The following is a 21,804-nucleotide window of genomic DNA, read 5'->3' on the forward strand; positions in this document are numbered from 1 at the left end:
CCCCATCCGATTCAAGGACTAGCGCTTGAACACATCCAGGCCGGTAAAATAGGTGGTATCATGGCCATCGAACGCATCGGCATACATCACTTTGCTATCCTCGAAGAATAACTCCAGAATTGCCTGCGCCTCTTTTATCTTGCCCGCCAGCACCTCGGGTTCTGCTGTCACCTGCGACATCATCAGGCTGATGATATTGGCGTAGAAATAGTTCATTGAACCGATCAAGACCCGATAGAGATGCGATTCGCGGCTCATCAACAGATAAAGCAGATAGTCGTGATGGCGTTGCATCATGGCCAATACCGCATTGTGTTCACAGGCTACCTGGCGCCAGTCATCGCGCAACTTGTCTACCAGCTCAACGAACAGCGGCACCTGCAATGCAGCAGCGAAATCAACGCTGCTCATGTCAAAGGACTGGAAACAAGTGGCCATCACTTCATCCATGAGCGGGATTTTGTCGAGTACCGGCCATTCAGGTTGCAACGATTCAACACGACGAGGGATTGCCCCTTCTATATAAGCGCCGTCACTACTGTTGACGCACTGCATCTCGGGATAATCACGCAATACACTGGCCATATTGTGAATGGCTAGCCCAAACAGATGATTGATACGCACTTCGTCGCCAAAGTTACCCGGAGCCGGGAAAGTATCCTTTAAATTTTCCTCGTATTTCGCCTCTTGCTTGTCGTTGTAATAGAGACTCAGGCTGGAGTGATGCTGTCCGGCTGTTTTATAGCCATTGTCGATACCAAACAAATACACCTGCTTGAAACCAAGCAAGGCCGCATAATTGAGGCCGGTATTGCCGACGAACGGGTTGGAAAATTCAATGGTATCGTACTCAAATGCCTGACCAAACGCGCTAATCAGCATGGAGAACATCGGCTCGTTGGGCTTGAACGCCAACCCTGTTTTACGAAAGAAGCGCTTGCATTCAGGGTGAATGACATCAACGCTCAGAAACACGGTGTCCTTTATAAAGTCATCGGCATTGAGAATGCTCAGAAAATCGGCTGAGCTCTTGGTGCGCTCCACTGCAACGTAGATATCCGGTTTTACGCCAACTTTGTAGAGTGCACTGACCGCAGTACCGCAGGCGATAATGATTGCCTGCTGCTGATGCTGCCGGATGAACTCGATGCTCTGATCCAGCGAGGGGCCATTGCCAACCACAAAGACAGGGATCTGCTCGAAGGCACGGCTATCGCGCCACCGTTTCAGAAAGGGGGTGCCGTCTTGCAGATGGGTGTGGCTATGGGCAAGTGCATAGATGTTGTCATCAAAGAACCCCCACCCCGTTTTGAGCAGATAGAACTCCCTTTCCACCTGTGTTATCAAGGCGTGCAGCTTGGGGGAATGGTAATGACAGAACGAGAAATAGCTTGCCGACCAGAATGCCCCCTTGCGATGCAGCGCCTCCATCATGTCAGCGACCAGCAATCGCTCGTCAACACCGATAAAGAGGTGCAGACTGATCGACTCCTCCTCCATGTAGGCGAGCAGCTGATGCCAATCAAAACAGAAGAGCGAGGCGTAAAACATGTCAAGATCAGGCTCGAAAGCAAACAGATTCTTGATCTTGCACTGTTCATACAAGCAACCGAGCTGGTAGCCCAAACCAATGCCATACATCAGTGCCAGAGGAATATCGGTATGTAATGCTGCCTTTAGACGCAACCCTTCCAGAGCTGAGTTCTCTTTTAATTTGGAGATTTCATTGTTGTATTTGATATGGATTTGGCCATCGATATACCACTGGGGCACAAAATCGATGCACTGCAAGACACTGTGTTTAATGACCTCGGCAATCTGCGACTGAACCTCGCTAAATGGATCATCCCCATAAAGCGAGATACCCTCATCGAGCCACAGAATATTGGGAACGCCGTTTTCATTACAGAAGAAACGAAAAGGCCTGGCAGGCTGGTACTCCTTGAAAAAGTCATGAATGGCGGGCATGTATTTGACAAACGCAGCCATATTGAGTTCATAACGAACGGGGAGTACTTCCAGCATGGCGGCCTCCTGCTGCTTTTGCAGAGCCAGGCGTGCCAGTTCACTTTCTACATCATGAATCTTGTGATGGATATCCATGTCAGACTAACCTGCATTCAGCTTGTAAAGACCGGATGCACGTCCGGCCTGGGAGAATTGTCGTAATTGTGCTTCAGCCTGCTGCTTTTCCTGACCCACCCAATCATAAATAAGCTGGAACTGCATCAGTGCCTGCCGCTGTTCCACATTGAGTGTCTCTCCCCAAGGCAGTGACCCGAATACCTCTTCCAGAGCATGCAGATAAAGTTCAGCCAGCTGTTCTGCTGCAACCAGCTCACCTTGCACCAGTAGAGACTGCAACTGCTCGCCCTGTCTCATCAAGGCAGACACAGAAGTACTATTGACCTCATTCATGCCGGTCTGCCTACCTTTTGCTGTGCCAGCGCCTTGTCTCGCTCATCGACAGGGATGGCATCCCAACCGCTCTTGACTGTCAGCATCAGGTTCATCACTTCATCAATGGCGCCTACATCCATGTCACGGCTGGCATCCATCATGCGCACTTTCATATAGTCATAAAGTGCGAACAGGTCTTCGGGGACCTTGCCATAAGAGAGATCAAGTGAATCTTGCAGACCATTGATAATGGCCAGCGTCTTGGAGATAGATTGGGACTTACCCTCGAAATCGCGACGCTCGACTGCACCGCGAGCCTGAGCGAGACGTTCGAGACACCCTTGCATCAATAACTGGATCACGCGATAGGGATCCGCCACTGCCAGCTCAGACTGCAAACTCTGGGTTGTATAGGCCTTGATCGTTTTTCGATACATACGAGACTCAGCTCCTGACTACAAATTAACTGGTTTTGTTGTTGGTATTGAGCAGGTTGAGATAGGAGGCAGATTTGTTCATCTTGGCCAGCAAGGTATCCAGACTGCCGTAGCGTGCCCTCAACGTCTCTTCATACTTGGTGAGCTGCGCCGCGACATCTGCTTGTTTGCGGTTGACATCACGCAGATCAGAATTGAGTGTCTCTTCCCGCTTGGCAAGCAGTCCCCCTGTCTTGGAGTAGGTCTCAAGCTGGCTGGCCAACTTGCCAGCAACACCGTCCTTGCCACCAAATACAGCCACTACCTGGTCGAAGTTCTTCTCGACCGCTTCATCGAATTTCGTCGAATCAAGTGAGAGCACTCCCTTGTTGTCCATCTTGACCCCCAACTGAAAGATGGTAGAGAAGGTCGAAGAGTTGTTAGAAGGCTCGGTGACGGTGCCACTCATCAGGTTGGTCACAGCCTTGGTCGTCGCATCCCCCGCCAGGGCTCCACCATCATTCTGGCTGACACCGGCCACGATAGAGCTGCGTTTGCCCAGATCGGTGCTCTTCTTCACCAGAGCGTTATAGCCATCGATGAAGCTCTGCACCATGGTCTTGATGCCAGCCTTGTCTGTCGTCACATCCACTCTGTTTGGCTTGTAAGTGGTCGTCACGGTACCATCACTCGGGTTCGTGGTAGTGGTGCTCTCCGACTCTTTCAACACCGTAATCTTGAGACCCACAATGGTGCCATCAAAGGTGTTGGTCGCACTGGTCAATTTATTGCCATCCACGCTTATCTCGGCATCACGGGCTTGTTGCTTCTGGGTCAGCTTGGAGATGAAATTGTCAGTCAGTTCAGGTGTACTGCCGGTTATCTGCAGATCTTTACCTGTTCCACTGACACCGGAGTCAATCACAAGGGCCGCCTTGCCATCGGAGGTATTCATGATATTGACGCTAAGACCAAAGTTGTCACTATCATTGTTGATCCGCTTGCGAATGGACTGGAGTGAATCCCCTGCTTTAACATCCACATCAAAGGTCTTGTCACCTGCCTTGAATGTCAGGGTGCCATCTTGAGTGATCATGGGCGTGGTAGAAGAGGCGAAACTACCTTCAAATTTGCTGGTCTTCGCCAATTTTTCGACACTGATGTCATATTGCCCGTTGGAAGCGCCACTCTTGCTCTCCACCTTGAGAACCGGATTATCTTTATCCTGGGTGATGTTTATCGCACGTTTGTTAAACGCGTCATCCTTTGACATAGCCTGCAGAGTGGTGACAAAAGTCGCGATCGCTGACTTCAGCTGGCCTACCCCTGAGAGAGTGATCTGGGCGTTGGTCTTTTTGGTGGTAATTGGCTGCAACAGCTGCGCCTTTTTGGCATCAACGCTTGCAGCGATGACAGACTCCAAGTCCAGTCCAGAGCCCGCACCAGCAGACGTAATAGTAGCCATACTCACTCTCCTCGCAAACGTAACTATTAAATCTCTTTATCAAGCAATAACCCGACTCGAGAGCCACCGCCAATCACATCACCTTCGCGCAGAGCCTGGATTCGTTTGCTGATAGCCAGCAACTCTTCGCTTGGTATCTGACGGATCATTGATTTGGTATCGGCATCCATAACCTTGATAACAACCTGCTCCAGTTCCTTTTCAACACTGAAATTGACGGTCCATCCTTGCAACTGACTGAACTCTTGCAAGTTTTGTACCCCTTTCTCAATTTCCTTGTCTGAAATCTTCGGCTTGCCAGCCCTCTCCTGCTCAGGCAGCCCCTGTTGCTTTTCCATGTCCTTTGCCGTCCCCCGCTGCTCTTCTGCTGTGCCAGATAGCACTTGAGCGGCCGACTGGCCGCTCTTGCTACTTGACTGAAGAGAAGAAGGAGTGACCGATGACGGAATTCCAATTTCATTGGCCATATCGTCGCTCCTTTTTTATCTCATCACAGCCTGTTAACCCAGCAGGGACAGGGCTGATTGCGGTCTTTGGTTGGCTTGAGCCAGGATGCTGGAAGCAGCCTGTTGCAGAATGTTCTGCTTGGTCAGATTAGCGGTCTCGGTTGCAAAGTCTGCGTCACGAATACGAGAACGTGCTGCGCTCAGGTTTTCAGAGACGTTGGACTGGTTGCGAATGGTGGAGTCAAACCGGTTCTGCACCGCACCCAGCTCTGCCCGCTTGCTGTCTACCGCCTTGATCATGAAATCAAGGTTGGCCATGGCCAGCTGGGCGGCGCTGGCAGAGCTGATGCTGCTGACGCTGGTAGAGGTTACTGCAGATGTTCCCTTGGTCACGGTATAGGGCTCGCCAGAGGCACTGGTAGCAACGGTCGCGCTTCCCTTGGTTGATGCCGCAATCCCACTGATGGTAAAGGCGGAAGTCATCTTGAAGGTGATAGTCTGACCAGCATCCGCCCCCACCTGGAACGACCCCTTGTAGTTGCCATCCAGCAGCTTCTGGCCACCGAAAGTGGTGTCGTTGGAGATACGGTTGATCTCTGTAGTCAGTTGGTCAAACTCTTGCTGCAATGCAGTACGGTCATCGGTGTTGTTGGAACCGTTAGCAGATTGCTGTGCCAGCGTGCGCATACGCTGCAGCATACTGGTCACTTCATCCATGGCCCCTTCAGCCGTTTGAGCAACCGAGATACCATCGTTGGCGTTGCGGTTACCTTGATCCAAACCGTTGATCTGGGAAGTCAAACGGTTGGAGATCTGCAAACCGGCAGCATCATCTTTGGCAGTGTTGATACGAAGTCCCGATGCCAGTCTGGTGTAAGAGGTATCCAGAGACTTGTTGGTATTCATCAGGTTACGCTGGGCGTTCAGTGATGAAGTATTCGTGTTGATATACATGGCCATAAAATATTCTCCCGAAGAACATGCGACTGCGGGTTGCGCCGTCAAAGCGGCGTCCCACCGTTAGAAGAACAGGTTGAACGAGCCTGAGTCTTCTGGCGGGTGTCTGTTTGAACGGACAGGTCACCCGCAGTAGTGCAAACGTTGGATTCCGAACACCCCTCGATTGCTTCACCTTGTTTAACGGCAGTGCAGAGGCAAGCTTTAGGAAAATTGTTGCCTAACGCGGCAATTTTTCTCCGGTACATGGCAAGGAAAGTCAGATGGCAAACATAGTGCAAGACGTAATAGAGGGGTTGCAAGATGGTGTGACAGGATTATTTTTGTGGCACGGTTTGTGCTTAGGTTGGGTAGAGTGACGTCGATTTGACGACACAATAAAAAGAGGCCGGTAAACCGGCCTAAAGATGAGCATATGCTCAGGAGAATATGACCAAGCGTGACAGAACTGAACAGCTGGGCAACACTTGGCATTACTAGTAGAGAATTATATCTCTCCCGATAGAACAGAGTGCGAACCGAACACCCCTTTGTTCCATCTCTTGACCAGGGCGGCCTGAACAACCGCCCTGTTTTCTTTTGTTAGCCTTGCAGCAGCGAAAGAGCTGACTGGGGGCGCTGGTTCGCCTGGGCCAGTATGGTTGATGCGGCCTGTTGCAAGATATTCTGCTTGGTCAGGTTTGCAGTCTCGGTGGCGAAGTCTGCATCACGGATACGTGAGCGTGCAGCACTAACGTTTTCGGAGACGTTCGCCTGGTTGCGAATGGTCGAGTCAAACCGGTTTTGTACCGCCCCCAGTTCAGCACGCTTGCTGTCCACCACCTTTATCATGTAATCCAGGTTGGCCATAGCCGACTGGGCCGAGCTTGCAGCTGTAATGGTCGACATACTGGTAGATGTGACCGGCGTTCCTGCTGTCTTCGTGATGTTATACGGCTCGCCCGAGGTCGTGGTTGCCACTGTCGCACTACCACTGGTGGCAGAGGCCATGCCCGAGATAGTAAAGGCGGTCGTCATCCGGAAGGTGATGGTCTGCCCTGCGTCTGCCCCCACCTGGAAGGTGCCCACATAGCCGCCATTAAGCAGGTTCTGACCACCAAACGTGGTATCTTTGGCTACCCGGTCAATTTCAGTCATCAACTGGGTATACTCTTGCTGCAGCGCAGTACGGTCATCAGTGTTATTGGAACCGTTGGCTGACTGTTGAGCCAGCGTACGCATCCGTTGCAGCATGGAGGTAATTTCATCCATTGCCCCTTCGGCAGTTTGGGCAACAGAGATACCGTCATTGGCATTACGGTTACCTTGATCCAGACCGTTGATCTGGGAGGTCAAACGGTTGGCAATTTGCAGGCCGGCGGCATCGTCTTTGGCGCTGTTGATACGCAGACCGGATGCCAGTCGAGTGTAGGATGTATCCAGTGATTTGGTCGTGTTCATCAGGTTACGCTGAGCGTTGAGTGATGAAACGTTAGTGTTGATATAAAGGCCCATGACTATTCTCCTAAGCTATTAAATTTACTCTTCTATTTGCTCTGGCTTTATTATTTTCTGTGCCCGATGCGTCTTATTTAACGGCCCGTTTTTCGATGTCTTTAGCATTTTTTTCAACGCTTCATCACGTTAACGCCGCTTACCCTATATATCGACAGGTCGGGGATAAACTTAAGGAAAAAAACGCCCACTAAAACGTGGCAGAAACTCATCGCGCCCCTCCTCCAACAAGGAGGTAAACAGGCACACTCGAGCCCCTCCCTGTCCATGATGCGAGAAAAAAGCGGTGTCGACTCTCAATTTTGTCGAGCACAGTTGGCGATTGGGCTCTCCAGCCCCTAAAATCGCGGCCCCATCAACAATTTGGCGTGAGTTGTTTTCCATGCAGACACTGGTTGAGCAGATTGTTTACATCAGCGACATGTTTGGTACTGCGGTATTCGCGTTTTCAGGGGTTCTGGTGGCGGGCCGGCTCAGAATGGACGGATTTGGCGTCATGGTGTTGGCGGCAGTCACCGCCATCGGCGGTGGCACCATCCGCGACATGATCCTGGGAGCAACCCCGGTGTTCTGGGTTCGCGATCCTCTCTATATCTGGGTGGTCATTGCAACGGCGCTGATCGGGATGTGGATGGTCAAACTGCCCCGCAGAATGCCCTGGTATGTACTGCCCGTCGCGGATGCCTTCGGGTTGGCCCTCTTTACGGTGATTGGGGCGCAAAAAGCCCTCAACTTCGGTACCCCGGGACTGATCGCCGTGCTGATGGGGACCATGACAGGGGTAGCAGGCGGCATGATCCGTGATGTACTGGCCAGGGAAGTGCCTATGGTGTTGCAAAAAGAGATCTATGCAACAGCCTGCATTTTGGGCGGAATCCTCTACACCCTGGCACTGGAGGCGAACATGGACAGAGTAACCGCCATGCTCATCTGTATGACAGCAGTGTTCGGTTTGCGGGTAGCTGCTATCTACTGGCACCTGTCGCTACCAACCTTCTCGCTGCAACGCAACTGAAAGCACGCCCGCAGTGGAATATGGCTCTGTGGGTTGTGCGTTGAACCAAATGGGCTTTTCTGTTGTCATAGAAGCAGTCGTTGTTAGCCGGATATTCTCATGCACAAAATCGGTATGCTTACCACTCTCCTCCTTGCGAACGTGACAGCAGCACATGCCGAAGCACAAGCCGTTTTTGGACGACTGGCATCGGCGCCAGTGCAGCAGTTCAACCAGCAGATACGTCAGGCGAACGAGCTACATCAGAAATGGGTCAATGACTACCGTGAGGTAGCACTTCGTTTTGTCGGTCATAGCGACATCCCCAGTCGCATCCATGCACAGCAACTGGATAATGATCTGGTACTCTCGGTTGCCCTCGATGGCAGCAAGAACGACATGCTCTATATCCTGACTCTCTATCGCAGCGATAACCTTTGGCAAATGAGGGGAGCGGAAATGGGTTGGCGTTGCCTGGGGGAGCACTCCTTCACTCCCGTTCCCTGTCCATAAATCCAAGCTCCGAGCTATAAAACAAAAATCCGGCACATTGGCCGGATTTTTTATGGGAGATTGAGCGTCAAATTACGGACGGTAAACTTTGACGTTGTCAAAGCCCTTCTCTTTCAGATAGAGCGCCTGCAGCTTGCTCATCACGCCGCGATCGCAGTAGAGCAGGTAGGTCTTCTCTTTGGGCAGATCGCCAAAGGCGGTGGCCAGCTTGAAGAAGGGGATATGCAGTACTTCACGACCTTCCACCACCAGCGGCTTCTCGTCGTGTTCGTCGGCAGAGCGGATATCCAGGATCACCTCGTCAGCGCCCAGCACCTGGGTGGTTTCCACCTCTTGCACTTCAGCGGCAGTCTCTTCACCGATACGACGGATATCGAGGTAACGGGCCTCGGAGACCACCTTGTCCAGAATGGAGAAGTCAAAATTGGCCTCTTCCTCTTCAATGCGGGAGAGCTCGGCCTTCACAGTCGGCTTTTTGGAGATGACCCCACAATACTCCGGCATGGTCTCGGCGAACTCTAGGGTGCCAATGCGTCGGGCTTCACTGATGATGTCCGGCTTGTCCCAGGTGATGAGCGGGCGCAGGATCACCTTGTCGGTCACCCGGTCGATGACGTTCAGGTTGGTGAGGGTTTGGCTGGAGACCTGACCCACACACTCACCGGTCACCAGCGCCGGGATCTGGAATTCATCGGCCACCTTGGCGGCAGCACGCATCATCATCCGCTTGAGCACCACGCCCATCTGACCGTTGTCGATCTTCTCGAGGATCTCGGCGACCACCGGCTCGAAGTCCACAGCGGTGAAACGCACCCGGTGGGATGAACCGAAGCGGTTCCACAGGTGATAGGCCACCTGCTTGACGCCGATCTCGTGGGCCGCACCGCCCAGATTGAAGAAGCAGTAGTGCACGCGGCAGCCGCGCTTGATGAACTGGAACGACGCCACGCCGGAGTCAAAACCGCCGGAGAGCAGGCTCAGCACATCTTCCTGGGTCGCGATGGGCATGCCGCTCAGGCCCTGATGGATGGCGCTGACGATAAAGAGCTCCTCACCGTCGATCTCGAGGTTGATCTTCACATCCGGGTTCTTGAGGCGCACACCATTGCTTTCGCAGTGCTGATTCAATCCACCGCCCACGTAACGCTCAACCTCGAGGGAGGAGAACTCATGCTTGCCGTGGCGCTTGGCGCGCACGCAGAAGGTTTTGCCCTTGAGCTGGTCGCCCCAAACGGCTTTCACCTGCTCGAAGATGTCGTGCAGATCGGTAAACTTGCTGGCTTGTACCTCGAGGAAGGCCTGAATGCCCGGAATACAGGCCAAAGCTTCGATAGCCTGCTCGCGGAACTGGTCATTGCGGGAGCTCACGATCAGCTTGTCCCAATCCATCCGTACGCGGGCATCGTCGTCGAAGCGGCGCAGGACATTGCGGATATTGCCCTGCAGGATCTTGATAAAGCGCTGGCGAACCGACTTGCTCTTGATGGTGATTTCCGGGAACAGCTTGATAATGAACTTCATGGTAATGACTCGGGTGACCTTGATTTAAGGGCGCGAATTATATCAGAACTTTGTGGCCAGCGCCTACTGGATGAGCGTTTGCTCACATTCCCCTACGCAATGTTTGCCGCACGGACGCAATCTTGCGTATATTCCCGACCCTGCGCCTCGCCAGATTTTTGACAACAGACTGATCCGATGAAGACCTATATCTACTACCCCGGCATGGAGGTACGCGACGAGCTCTGGCTCAAATTTGCCTTGCTCTATCTGGAGCGGCTTGCCTTTGTCTTCACCGTCAGCGAAAAGAGCGGTCTCACCGCCCTGCTCGATACCCTTCAACAGCAGACCGATCTGCTGGCCGAGCGGCCCGATGCCGCCTTCTTTGCCGCCATTACCCCGCAACTGGAGAGCCAGATAAGCGGCCTGGTGGCCCCCGATTTCGTCCGCCACAAGGTGTTTGGCAACAAGGAGCTGATTGGTCGCTGGCGTCAGGAGGCCAACCACGACTGCTTCTGCCCGGATCAGGCGGGACTGGAGCGACTGCACGGCTTTTGCCTGACTCACGGCTTTGCGACCCGGGATGAAGGGGGGATCAGAATGGCGCGGCGCTTTGCCAATCTGCTCTCCATGCGTCTCGCCCGTGAGTGGGCACTCGCCAATGACGGGGCGCTTATTACCGATCACGACTATCTCGACCGACTGCTCCATCTGCTCGAATCCCGCTACCACAATCGCGGCGGTCAGGATTGCTTCCTCCTCGAGATCCCGTTGCAAGTGCCCACTCACCTGGCCGACATTCCGTTTGCAGAGCTGATTGCCCTGCGCGGGCGCAGCGGCTTTCGCCAACAGCTGGCCGAATTTCATCTGGCCATCGACAACCTGCTCGCCATGCTGGGTAGCGGCTATGCCGACCCGGCGGCCCTGACCCGCTTCGAGCAGGCTCAGCAAGGGCTCAATCAACTGCTCGGGCCCGAGACCCTCAGCATGCCACTCACCACCCTGGTCAGCACCAGCCTGCCCGCCGTAGCCATGCTCCACCAGTTAAAGGCGAGCCACCCCGAAAGCAACCTCATCTTCCATCCCATCAAGAAGAGCCACTTTCACCAGCGCAAGAGCCAGCACTTCTTCACCCGGCTCGGCCATCTGCGCCAACCGGGCTGAATGGGCGGAATGAAAAAGGGGTTGGCATTTGCCAACCCCTCTCGTTATCTGCGGCCTACCAATCATCACCACGATGAATGGCCCGCTCTTGCGCCTTCCTGCGCGCCTCCATCGCCCTGTCACGGCGGATATTGGAAGGGGTACAGGCAAACTGTTTCTGATAGCAACGCGCAAAACTCTCGGAAGCTGGTTCGAAAGGTGAATAGAACCCGGTACGTTCAGGAGAAACATGGTGATCACCATGATTGGTTGTGGCACAACCCGAACTCATCAGCACCAGCAAGGGACACAGAACACGCAGCAAAAGAGAACTCCCGATTGGATTTGAATGAACTCGTAATTATTCATAAATTAATTCATCCAATCAAATATTGATGCATTTCAAATAGTTAATTACATTCACCTCAATGGCTGTCGGCAAAACGATCAACGGGTGATGGTGCCGGCATCACTGTCAGGATGCACCACGCGAAACTCGATACGATCGCTGTTGCCCGCTTCATCCACCACCACCAGCTGATAACGACCCGCCTCGCTCAGCACCTGATCCCCGTCCCAGCGCAGTCGCTGGCCGTTGAGAAACCAGGCCGACTTGCCGACACCACCCAGCACCTTGGGCTGCAACCGATAGCGCTGGCTGCGGATAAGGTTGCCCTCCCCCAGCGCCAGGATGCGAATGGGGGCCTGCAGCTCGGCGCTCTGCCCCTCCCCTGCACAACTGCTGGCGAGCAGCGACTGCCGCCGCTCGCCGGGGGACCGCCAAGGCTCCAACGACAACGGCCAGAGTGCCCGAAAACCGGATTGCGCCGCATCGGGGCAGCGTGCCAGGGTCGGTTTGCCCTCGGCGGTCAGTGCGACTTGGCGCAGCGGCGAGGGCCAATCCATGGGATCCGGCAAGGTGGGGGGATCGCGCTCTTCCAGCAACCAGGCGCTCTGGCGCTGCAAACAGGCCTCTGGCAAGGTCGCGCTGGCCTTGCGCCCCAGCGGCCAGCAAACTTCGGCCTCGCTCACCGTGTTGGGTTGTGCCGGCAAGGGGCTGTTGTCAGCCAGTCGCGAGTAGACAGAGAGCAGCAGCGGCACCGCTGCGCTCTGGCCGTAAAAACCGGGCATGGGGGTGCCGTCGGGGCGCCCAAGCCAGACGCCTATGGTCCAGCGACCGGAGACCCCCATCGCCCAGCTGTCGCGATAGCCATAGCTGGTACCGGTCTTCCAGGCCAGCCGGTTGATCCGGCCGGTCGCCTCGCTGGCAAAAGGCTGATCCGCCCGCCCCTGCGCGCTCAATACTTGCCAGATGATCCAGGCCGCGCCCGGACTCAGCAAGGGGCGCGACACCGCCTGCTGCCCCGCCAGCCAGACCGGCATCGCCACCTGCCCCTGCCGGGTCAGCGCGCTGTAGAGCGCCACCAGCTGCTCAAGCCGGATCCCCGCCGCCCCCAGCGCGATGGCAGGATTGGGTTTGTCGGAGAGCGCCAGCCGCACTCCGGCGTTGTCGAGGCGACTGACCAGTTTGTCGGGCCCGAGCGCCTCCAGCACCTGCACCGCCGGCACGTTGAGTGATTGCTGCAGTGCCTGAGCGAGCGTCACCGGCCCCTGAAAGGCGCCGGAAAAGTTGGCGGGTCTGTAATCCGAGCCCAGCCTCGGTGCATCGGAAAGCAAGGAGGCCGAGTGCACCAGCCCCTCATCCATCGCCAGACCGTAGATAAAGGGCTTGAGGGTCGAGCCGGGGGAGCGGATCGCCTGCACCATGTCCAGATAACCGTGACGGCGCAAATTGCCATACTCGGCGCTGCCCACATAGGCGCGCACCGCCATGGTTTTGTTATCTACCAAGAGCAACGCCGCTGAGGTCTGCTCAGGGAAGCGACGGATATAGCTCGCCACCCGCCCCTCCAGCCAGCGCTGCAGATCGCCGTCGATGGTGGTGTGCACCAGCGCCCCGGCCTGATTGTCCGCGGCGAGACGGGCAAAGAGCGGCGCCTCCATCGGCGTGAAGTGACCGCGAGCCAGCACCGGCTCGATGCGCCCCTCCAGCCACACCTGTTCGGGCCAGACGCCTTGCGCTACCAGTCGCTGCATCACCTTGTCACGGGCGGTGCGGGCCCGCTCGGGATGGCGGTCCGGCCGGTTGCGGCTGGGGGCCTGCGGCAACACCGCCAACAGCGCCGCCTCGGCATAGGTCAGCTTGGCGGCGCTCTTGCCAAGGTAGGCAAAACTTGCCGCCTGCACCCCCTCCAGATTGCCGCCAAACGGCGCCCGATTGAGGTAGACGGTGAGCAGGGTGCGCTTGTCATAGTGCCACTCCAGTTGCAGCGCACGCACCATCTGGCGCAGCTTGCCGGGCACGCTCCGGTGGTAGGGCTCGATAAGACGCGCCACCTGCATGGTAAGGGTCGAGCCGCCCGACACGGCGCGCCCGTAGCGCAACCACTGCCAGACCCCGCGCACCATGGCCACCGGATTGACCCCGGGATGACGCCAGAAGTAGCGATCCTCGTAGCCGAGCAGCGCCTCGATATAGCGGGGGGAGATCTGCTCCAGGGTCACGGGGTAACGCCACACGCCGCTGGTATCGGCAAAGGCACGGAGCGGTCGCCCCTTCATGTCGAGCACCACCCGTGCGTAGGCAGGGTCGAGCGGTGGCGGCGGGAAGAGTCTATCCAGCGCCAGCAATGACAGGAGCAGTGCTACAACTCCCAGCACCGAGAAACGCAGCAAGCGCGGCAGGCGACCAAGCCAGCGCCAGCCTGCGCGGCCACTGCGACCCAGGCTCAGCCAACCACGCTGCCAAAAAGTGAGCGGGCGAACCCGCTCAAGGGAGGGTTTGTTACTCAGAGATACGCACCTCGTGGATATCCTCACCCACAGCCCGCAGTTCAGGCCGGTACATATCCTCCACCTGGGTCGGTGGCACCTGATAGCGACCCGGCGTCACCGCCCGCATCAGGTAGACCAGCTGCTGGTTGCTCCCCTCACTCAGATCCAGCGCCGCCGTATAGCGGTCATCGCGAAACTCCTGATGCTTGAGATAGTCGTTCCATTCGCTCTGCCACGCTGGTTTCCCCTCGATGGAGAGCTCTTCGAGCTTGATGCTGTTGCCAAGGGCGGGGTTCTCCAGCTCGAAGCCAGCGGGCACCATCTCCACCAGCAGGGCATCGGGCACGGCAGATTCGCTGCTGACGTTGAGTCGCACCACCACCAGATCGCCCACCTTCACTTTGGCCGGGTCAAAATGCTGGCCGTCGCTGTTGAACCAGCTGCGGGTCACGCTCATCCCCTTGCTGATCCGTGCCGGTGCCTGTTCGGGGTAACCGACCAGAGTGCGCTGCACATAGAGGGATCCCTTGCCCTCGTTGGTGACGGTGCTCGCGGCCAGTGCCTCGGGGGCACTCTGCTGCAGCGGAGCCGAACCGCTCAGGGATCCACTGCCAAGAGAGGAAGTTACCCTGGCCTGCCAGTCGACGGCCGGATCGAAGCGGGCGAGTCGCAACAGGGCGAGCCGCTCCTGAGTGCTGAGCCACTGACGATGAGCCAGGGTATCGGCCACCTTGGCACTGAGGGCCGGCCAGCGCTCCGCAGCCAGCTTGTGCTGGCGCAGCAAGGAGAGCTCAAGGGCTTCATCGCGCAGCGGCGAGCCGTAATCCCCGAGATAGTCATCACCGCGCTCGGTCGCCAATGCCCGGCTGAGGGCCTTGGCGGCATTCTGCTCATCCCCCATGGCCGAGAGCGCCAGCGAGAGGTGCAAAAGCGGCAAACCGGAGCGGACGTGACCAGCCTGCTGCTCCCAGATAAGTCGCAGGGTAGCGAGCGGTGCCTTGCCCACCCGGGCCAGCACATAGGCGCTGTAGGCCTGATAGGCCAACCGGCTGTGCTCGGGGGCACTGCTCCAGCGCTCACCATACTGACTGTCGGTGAGATAGCTTTGCAGCCGGTTCAGCGCCTGATTGAGCATTGCCTCCGGTACGGCGTCGCCCGCCTCCTTGCGCGCCAGCAGGTAGTCGGCGGCATAGGCGGTGAGCCACTGCTCCTCGTCGGACCGACCATCCCACAGACCAAAACCGCCGCTGGGCAGTTGCAACCGCTGCAGCCGCTGCAACAGGGCACGTTGCACGTCCGCCTCGCTCGCCGCTTTCTTGCCCTCTGCGGGTTTGCTCCAGGCGGCCCGCTCATCGGCCGTGGTCAGCAAGTAAGGCCAGGCACGGGACAGGGTCTGCTCCAGACAGGCGTAGGGGTAGTCGGCCAGCGCCTGCCACTGGACTGCCGGATCCCAGGGCGGGGTGCCGGAGAGGCTGAGCAGCCCCTGCAGGTTGGCGCGATCCAGCCCGGCCAGCTCAGCTGGCGCAAAGCTCATCTGCTGGCCGGGGGACAGCATCTGATAACGCTGGCGAGTCTCGGCTGGCCAGGGGGAGCGCAGCGGCAAAGTCCAGTCGCGGCTGATGGCAAAATCCTTGCCGCTGGCCGCCAACTGCAGGCTCGCCACGCCGCTCGCCCCGGTCACGGTGAGCGGCAGGGTCAACCACTGCTCTTCGCCGTTTTTAAGGGCAAGGGTGCGGGGCAGCTCGCCATTTGCCTTGAGCCCACCGTTGAGGGTCCAGGCAAGGGAGAGGGTCTGATCCTCGCCGCTCATGTTGCGCAGCTGCACCAATGCCCGGGTCTCATCGCCTCTGGCGCCAAAGCGCGGCCAGCCAATTTCGGCCACCAGCGGCGCCACCACCTTGACGGCGCGCTCGGCCTCACCGACCTGCTGTTCGTTCCAGGCCAGCGCCATCAGCGCCAGCTCGCCGTTGAAGTTGGGTAGATCGAGCGGGATCACCGCCTTGCCGCTCTCATCAAAACTCACCTCGCCGCTCCAGAGCGCGGCTATCTCGACCCGGCTCTCCAGCGCGCCACCCTTTTTCAGCGGCGCCCGATCGCCGCCATAGTTGAGGCGGGCCAGCTTGCCATCCTGCGGCGGGATCACCTGGCCGTAGTTGTCGAACAAATCTTGGGAGAAGCGCTTGCGACCAAAGAAGATCTCGAACGGGTCGAGCGGCTGGTAGTCGCTGATATTGAGCACGCCCCGATCCACCGCCGCCAGCACCACCCGTCCCTGACTGTTGGGGGTGGAGGTGGCGGTTACTTCCAGCCGGGTAAGCGGCACCGCTTTATCAGGCGCGCTCAGGGTGAGCGGCAGACGGCGCGCTTCCCGATCCAGCGTGAGCGGCACCAGCCCAACCGAGCGCAGACTCTGCCCTTGCTGGCTACTGACCGGCTTGGAGGCACTGTCTGGCGCGGCGATCTGGGCCGAGATATGCAGATCGTGACGCTGCCACTCGGGGCTGACCGGGACCTCGAACTCGCCGCGGGCATCCTTGGCATCGCCACCGGCCCCCTTGAGCTCGATACGCTGCCACCAGCGCAGACCGTCGCCATCTTCCACCAGCAGCAAGCCCTTGCCGGGGCGCGGGGCCACCAGCGTCACTTTGGCCTTGTCACCCGCCTGATAGGCGCGCTTGTCGAGGGTGATGGCAATCTTGTCGGGCCGTGCCTGCTCGCCACCGCCGCCCCAGGCGTAACTGCCGATCTCAACCCGCAGGCTCGATTGATGGCCCTGACTGTTCTCCACCTCCAATCGATACCAGCCCGCGGCGAGTTGCAAGCTTAGGGGGGTCGGCCCCTTGCCATCCAGCTGCAGGGTCTGCTCCTGCTCCAGATAGGGCTGGCTGTTGAACTCGTACTTCCACCCCTCCCCATCGGCGTAGTGCCAGTAGTAGTCACGGTACTCGTTGATGAGGCGCACCTTCACAGCCCCCGCCACCGGCTGGCCTTGCTCATCAAGGTTGAGGATCTGGAAGGGGAGCGGCTTGCCCCCCTCTACCCGATCCGCCACGAAGTCGGCCTTGAGCGCCGGCCACTGGCTGCCCGCGGGCCAGCCATACTGGGTGCGGCTGCGATTGACAGCGCGGCCACCAGGCTCGGCGAGCGACACCCGATAGGCCACCTCCAGCGGCCCGAGGGCGCGCACCCCATCGAGTTCATCAGCAAGCGAAAAAGTCCCCTGCCCCTGCGCATTGAGGGTGAGACTGCGCGCCTCGAGATCCTTGGCCTGCTCGGCAAGCAGCACGTCACCCAGAGTGAACTCCTGCCACTGGGTAAAGGGCATGGTGGCGCGGCTGATCTTTACCTCCGCCTTGGCCTTGGTGGCACTGGCCGGCGCGCCGTAGAGATAGTCCCCCTGCAGTGGCAGGCTGAGGGCGGCGTCCAGACTCGTCACTTCACCATCAGGCCCCTTGCCAAGCTGCAGTTTCAAGCGCTCAGGCAGAAATTCCTCCACCAAGAAAGGCCACTCGAAGCGACTGCCGGCGGCGGTCTTGAGGTTGATGGTCCAGCGCCCGAGCGATGCATCGTCCGGCAAACGCAGGCCGAAGTGGGCGGCGCCAAGGCTATCGGGTAGCAGCCGTTTCTGTTCGAGCAATTGACCGTCCGGCTGCTTCACCTCCAGCTCCACCGCCATGCCGGGCAACAGCTGGCCATCCTGCCCCTTGAGCAGGATCTCGCTGTCGAGCCGCTCGCCGGGGCGATAAAGGTCGCGCCCGCTGAACAGATACAACTGCTGGGCCTGCCAGGGCTGGGTGCCGAGATCGAAGGTGGAGAGATCGAGCGCAGCCCCGTCGAGGCGAAGCACCGCCAGATGCTTGCCCTGTTCGGCCAGCAGCAGGCGAGCCCCCTGCACCTGATCGAAGCGGCGATGGCCCTGGGGATCCGTGGTCTGCACCTGCAGCCGGTTGCCCTTCTCGTCGAGCAGGGAGAGCTGCACATCCTTGAGCGGGTCGGCGCTGGCCAGGGAGCTTACGAACACCTTCAGCTGATCGCGGTAACGGCGGGCACTGAGCCCCATGTCGCTCACCGCGAAATAGGTGGTCTCCTTGCGCCAGTCGTAGTTGCCAAGGGGGGACATCACCGCAAAGTAGACGCCAGCCTCCGCCAGCTGCGGCTCCTTCACATTGATGAGGCGGGTCTCGCGTCGGTTGGCATCGAGCTCCAGCGCATAGCGGCCACTGAATACCCGCTTGGCCCGCTTGGTGATCTGCTCAAGCTCCCAGTTCCCCATGCCGGCACCGGGGCGATATTCCGCCAGAAAACGGGGCAAATATTCCGCATCGACCCGAAAGAAATCGATATTGACCTCATCCACGTTGACAGCGCTGATGGGCAGGCGCAGCTCTTGGCGCAGCGGCAATACCATGCCACTGGCGGTAAAGGAGGCTCCCGCCTCCAGCGGCCGGGTCTTGAGGGTCCAGCTCTGGGGGGATGGGCCCAGTCCCGCCTTGAGGCTCACCTCATAGCTTTTATCGGGCTGGACGTTCGGGAAATAGAGGGTGCGACCATCGTCGGCCAGGATCCACTCCCCCTGCACCTGCTTGCCCCCCTCACTGACCCCGAGCCAGCTCTGCCAGTTTGCCTTGGGCGCCAGGGGGCCGGAGAAGACCAGCGCCAGCGCCGGCGCATCCCGATATTGACGGGCATTCGCCTGCACCACGGCGCTTGGGGAGCCCGTTTCCTGCTGCGCGGCAGGCTTTGTAGTCGGCCCATTGGCGACAGGCTTGTCGGGGCCGCAACCAGCCAGCAGCAAACCTGTCAGCCCGGATAGCAGCAGGGCCGAGCAGCGGCGGCGCAGAGCGCCGGTTCCGGCGGTAGAGCGGTGAGAAGCAGAGGGAGAGTCGAAGAGGCGCATAGGTTCCATCCCGAGTTGGAGCGCTGCAAACGCAGCGTGGCTGGAAACAGGATAAGGCATCCTGCTCACCCGACACAAAGCTCATTACCCGAATGGGCACAATTCCGCCCCCCTGCAGCACGAGAACCCCCTTGCCCACTGATCCAGTGCAGCAAGGGTTGTCATTTAGTCGTGGCTGGTCTCGTTTTTCGCTCCGCCTTTGAACCAGCGAAACAGGATGGCCATGACGGCCGCCAGAAACAGCACCAGCGAGGTAATCAGCAGGGCCCGGGTCAACAGTTCGCTGTGGTGGAGAAAGAAGGGGGTATTCATCGCCAGCTTGCCCACCAAACTGAGGCAGAGCGCCCACATAAAGGCACTGGCAAAGCTGGCCACGCACATGCGCAGCACGCTCAGGCGGCCAATCCCCATCAGCATGGGGGTCAGCACCCGCACGAACGGTATAAAACGGGAGGAGAACATCGCCAGAAAACCGTACTTTTTCAGCAACCGGGTCGCCTTGGGCAGGCTGTCGGGAGGCAACATCCGTTCGATATGATCCATAAAGCGGGTGCGCTGCAGTGCCCGTCCCTGCCAGTAGGCGAGCACAGAACCTATGCCAGCAGCCAACGGCAGATAGACAAGAGTCACTTCGGGGCCAAATACCCCCATGCCCACCAACCCACCGGCCAGCAGTACCAGGCTGTCCCCCGGCAGGGGCAGGAAGACGAATGCGGACTCCAGCAGCAGTACCAGCATCAGGCAACTGATCAACAGGGGGACCGCCTGCATCTGAACCAGGGCGTCAAAATCCTGATGCCAAATGGCCATCAGCATATCCAGCATGTCACACTCCCTACTACACGGTTCATCATGAACGAGGCAGGGGTTATAGCACCCATCCCCTGAACAAAACGTTAATTTCGTCCGGCACAGGAAATAAAGTGTGTCGAAATATTGCAGCAACGAGGGGAATGCAAGAAGGGCGAAAAGCAGAAACAAAAAGCCCCTCATCTTGCACGCACAAGGGAGAGGGGCAAACAGGCACAGAAATAAAACGGTTACTCGGCGGTGGCCATCTGCCAGGTTTTGAAGCCGCCGGAGAGGTTTTTCACCTTGAAGCCGTGCTGGCTCAGCAAGCGGCAGGCGACATGGCCGCGCAGCCCGACCTGACAGCTGATCAGCAGCTCTTTCTCTTTGGGCAACTCATGGAGGCGACCACGCAACTCGTCGAGGGGGATATGCAGCGCCCCCGGAATGCGGCCCAGCTTGTCGAGCTCCGGGCCATTGCGCACATCCACTACCAGCTGATGGGGGTTACGAGCCTGCACCTCGGCCACGTGGCAGAGCAGGGTGTCCCCCTTCAGGTGATTGCTTGCCACGAAGCCGGCCATGTTGATCACATCCTTGGCCGAGCCGAACGGCGGCGCATAGGTAAGCTCCAGATCCTGCAGATCAAACACGGTGAGACCGGCGCGCTGGGCCACTGCCAGCACGTCGATGCGCTTGTCGATGCCATCCTTGCCGATGGCCTGGGCACCGTAAATCTTGCCATCCGGGGCAAACAGCAGCTTGAGGCTGACCGGATGGGCACCCGGGTAGTAACCGGCGTGGCTGCCCGGATGGACATAGACCTTCTCGAACGGCAATCCCAGTTGCACCAGTCGCTTCTCGTTGAGGCCGGTGCTGGCCACCGCCAGATCGAACAGCTTGCAGATGGCGGTGCCTTGGGTCTTCTTGTAGGTTTCGCTTCGGCCCAGCATGTTGTCGGCGGCGATGCGCCCCTGCCGGTTGGCGGGGCCCGCCAGCGGGATCAGCACAGATTCGCCTGTGACGAAGTCAATCTCTTCCACCGCATCCCCCACCGCGTAGATGAAGGGATCCGAGGTACGCATCCCGGCATCCACCTTGATGCCGCCCCGTGGGCCCAGCTCCAGCCCCGCCTTGGCGGCGAGCAGGGTTTCCGGCTTGACGCCGATGGCGAGGATCAAGAGACCGGTATCAAGATGGGAACCGTCATTGAGGGTCAGGCGCAGGCCACCGCTTTTGGCGGTCGGTACGGCGGAGGTCTTCTCGGCAGGCAGATCCAGACTCTCGATGGCGGTGAGGCCGGTGCGCAGGCGCAGGTCGATCCCCTCTTCCCGGATGCGGGCATGGAGCATGTTGGCCATCTCCTTGTCCACCGGAGCCATCACCTGATCGGCCAGCTCCAGCAGGGTGACATCCAGCTTGCGCTGGTGCAGCGCCTCCATCATCTCCAGCCCGATAAAACCGCCGCCCACCACAGTGACGTGGCGCGGCTGATCGTGGTGCAGGGCCGCCAGAATGCGATCCATGTCCGGGATGTTGCGCAGGGTATAAACATGGGGGCTGTCGATACCGGGGAAGGGAGGACGGATCGGCGCGGCGCCCGGGCTCAGCAGCAGCACATCGTAATGCTCGCGCTGCTCTTCACCGGTTTGCAGGTTGCGCACCAGCAAGGTCTTGCCCGCCTTGTCGATCTCAATCACATCGTGGAAGACCCGCACATCGACGTTGAAACGGCGCTTGAAACTCTGGGGAGTCTGCAGCAGCAAGGCATCCCGGTCGGGGATATCGCCCCCGATGTGATAGGGCAGACCGCAGTTGGCGAAGCTGACAAACTCGCCCCGCTCGAACATCACGATCTCTGCCTCTTCACTCAAACGACGAGCGCGAGCCGCCGCCGATGCGCCCCCCGCGACACCACCGATAATCAGGATCCGTTTCATCTGCAAGACTCCTCA

General features: G+C 58.3%; 15 protein-coding genes. 3 read left to right on the plus strand and 12 right to left on the minus strand.

Translation table 11 applies throughout. The features are described from left to right. Positions 1-18 precede the first annotated feature (18 nt). From G5221_RS03035 to flaA, 7 genes are all read right to left on the minus strand, one after another. Entirely contained in the window at positions 19-2,103 is a 2,085-nt protein-coding gene (locus G5221_RS03035; RefSeq protein WP_421262798.1) for a 6-hydroxymethylpterin diphosphokinase MptE-like protein, read from the minus strand. Between the two features lie 6 nt (positions 2,104-2,109). Further along, complete coding sequence (locus G5221_RS03040; RefSeq protein WP_129503714.1) at positions 2,110-2,418, minus strand: hypothetical protein; 309 nt, start codon at positions 2,416-2,418, stop codon at positions 2,110-2,112. Then, a complete protein-coding gene (gene fliS, locus G5221_RS03045) occupies positions 2,415-2,837 on the minus strand; it encodes a flagellar export chaperone FliS (RefSeq protein ID WP_005346697.1) in 423 nt (140 codons plus the stop codon). Before fliS ends, G5221_RS03040 begins: the two co-directional genes overlap by 4 nt. 25 nt (positions 2,838-2,862) lie before the next feature. Then, positions 2,863-4,281, minus strand: coding sequence for a flagellar filament capping protein FliD (fliD, locus tag G5221_RS03050; RefSeq protein ID WP_216954022.1), 1,419 nt, complete (start codon positions 4,279-4,281; stop codon positions 2,863-2,865). Positions 4,282-4,307: 26 nt separating this feature from the next. Continuing rightward, on the minus strand, positions 4,308-4,748 hold the full coding sequence (locus G5221_RS03055; RefSeq protein ID WP_129503712.1) for a flagellar protein FlaG: 441 nt from the start codon (positions 4,746-4,748) through the stop codon (positions 4,308-4,310). Between the two features lie 33 nt (positions 4,749-4,781). After that, positions 4,782-5,687, minus strand: coding sequence for a flagellin B (gene flaB, locus G5221_RS03060; RefSeq protein ID WP_129503711.1), 906 nt, complete (start codon positions 5,685-5,687; stop codon positions 4,782-4,784). Between the two features lie 579 nt (positions 5,688-6,266). Further along, complete coding sequence (gene flaA / locus G5221_RS03065; RefSeq protein WP_129503710.1) at positions 6,267-7,178, minus strand: flagellin A; 912 nt, start codon at positions 7,176-7,178, stop codon at positions 6,267-6,269. A gap of 382 nt (positions 7,179-7,560) precedes the next feature. On the opposite strand from flaA, the gene G5221_RS03070 reads away from it, so the two are divergent. Then, on the plus strand, positions 7,561-8,193 hold the full coding sequence (locus tag G5221_RS03070) for a trimeric intracellular cation channel family protein (RefSeq protein WP_129503709.1): 633 nt from the start codon (positions 7,561-7,563) through the stop codon (positions 8,191-8,193). 99 nt (positions 8,194-8,292) lie between these two features. Further along, positions 8,293-8,685: a hypothetical protein gene (locus tag G5221_RS03075; RefSeq protein ID WP_042053183.1), complete on the plus strand. Its 393-nt coding sequence runs from the start codon at positions 8,293-8,295 to the stop codon at positions 8,683-8,685. A gap of 72 nt (positions 8,686-8,757) precedes the next feature. Here the strand turns inward: G5221_RS03075 and thiI are convergent, their stop codons facing one another. Next, positions 8,758-10,206: a tRNA uracil 4-sulfurtransferase ThiI gene (gene thiI / locus G5221_RS03080; protein WP_019446044.1), complete on the minus strand. Its 1,449-nt coding sequence runs from the start codon at positions 10,204-10,206 to the stop codon at positions 8,758-8,760. Positions 10,207-10,383: 177 nt separating this feature from the next. Between thiI and G5221_RS03085 the strand changes: the two genes are divergently transcribed. Beyond that, a complete protein-coding gene (locus tag G5221_RS03085) occupies positions 10,384-11,349 on the plus strand; it encodes a hypothetical protein (RefSeq protein ID WP_421262799.1) in 966 nt (321 codons plus the stop codon). A 426-nt stretch (positions 11,350-11,775) separates the two neighbouring features. Here the strand turns inward: G5221_RS03085 and pbpC are convergent, their stop codons facing one another. The 4 genes from pbpC to G5221_RS03105 form a co-directional block, all read right to left on the minus strand. Beyond that, positions 11,776-14,208, minus strand: a complete 2,433-nt coding sequence (gene pbpC, locus G5221_RS03090) for a penicillin-binding protein 1C (RefSeq protein ID WP_421262800.1) — start codon at positions 14,206-14,208, stop codon at positions 11,776-11,778. Continuing rightward, positions 14,174-19,060 carry an alpha-2-macroglobulin family protein gene (locus G5221_RS03095; protein WP_421262801.1) on the minus strand — a complete coding sequence of 1,629 codons (4,887 nt, stop codon included), beginning with the start codon at positions 19,058-19,060 and terminating at the stop codon, positions 14,174-14,176. Before G5221_RS03095 ends, pbpC begins: the two co-directional genes overlap by 35 nt. A 165-nt stretch (positions 19,061-19,225) precedes the next feature. Further along, a complete protein-coding gene (locus tag G5221_RS03100; RefSeq protein WP_005353037.1) occupies positions 19,226-19,885 on the minus strand; it encodes a DedA family protein in 660 nt (219 codons plus the stop codon). Positions 19,886-20,100: 215 nt separating this feature from the next. Beyond that, on the minus strand, positions 20,101-21,789 hold the full coding sequence (locus G5221_RS03105; RefSeq protein WP_005344666.1) for an FAD-dependent oxidoreductase: 1,689 nt from the start codon (positions 21,787-21,789) through the stop codon (positions 20,101-20,103). Between the last annotated feature and the right edge of the window lie 15 nt (positions 21,790-21,804).

It is taken from the genome of Aeromonas sp. 602200 (assembly GCF_049173895.1).
GTDB classification, from domain to species: domain Bacteria; phylum Pseudomonadota; class Gammaproteobacteria; order Enterobacterales; family Aeromonadaceae; genus Aeromonas; species Aeromonas veronii_A.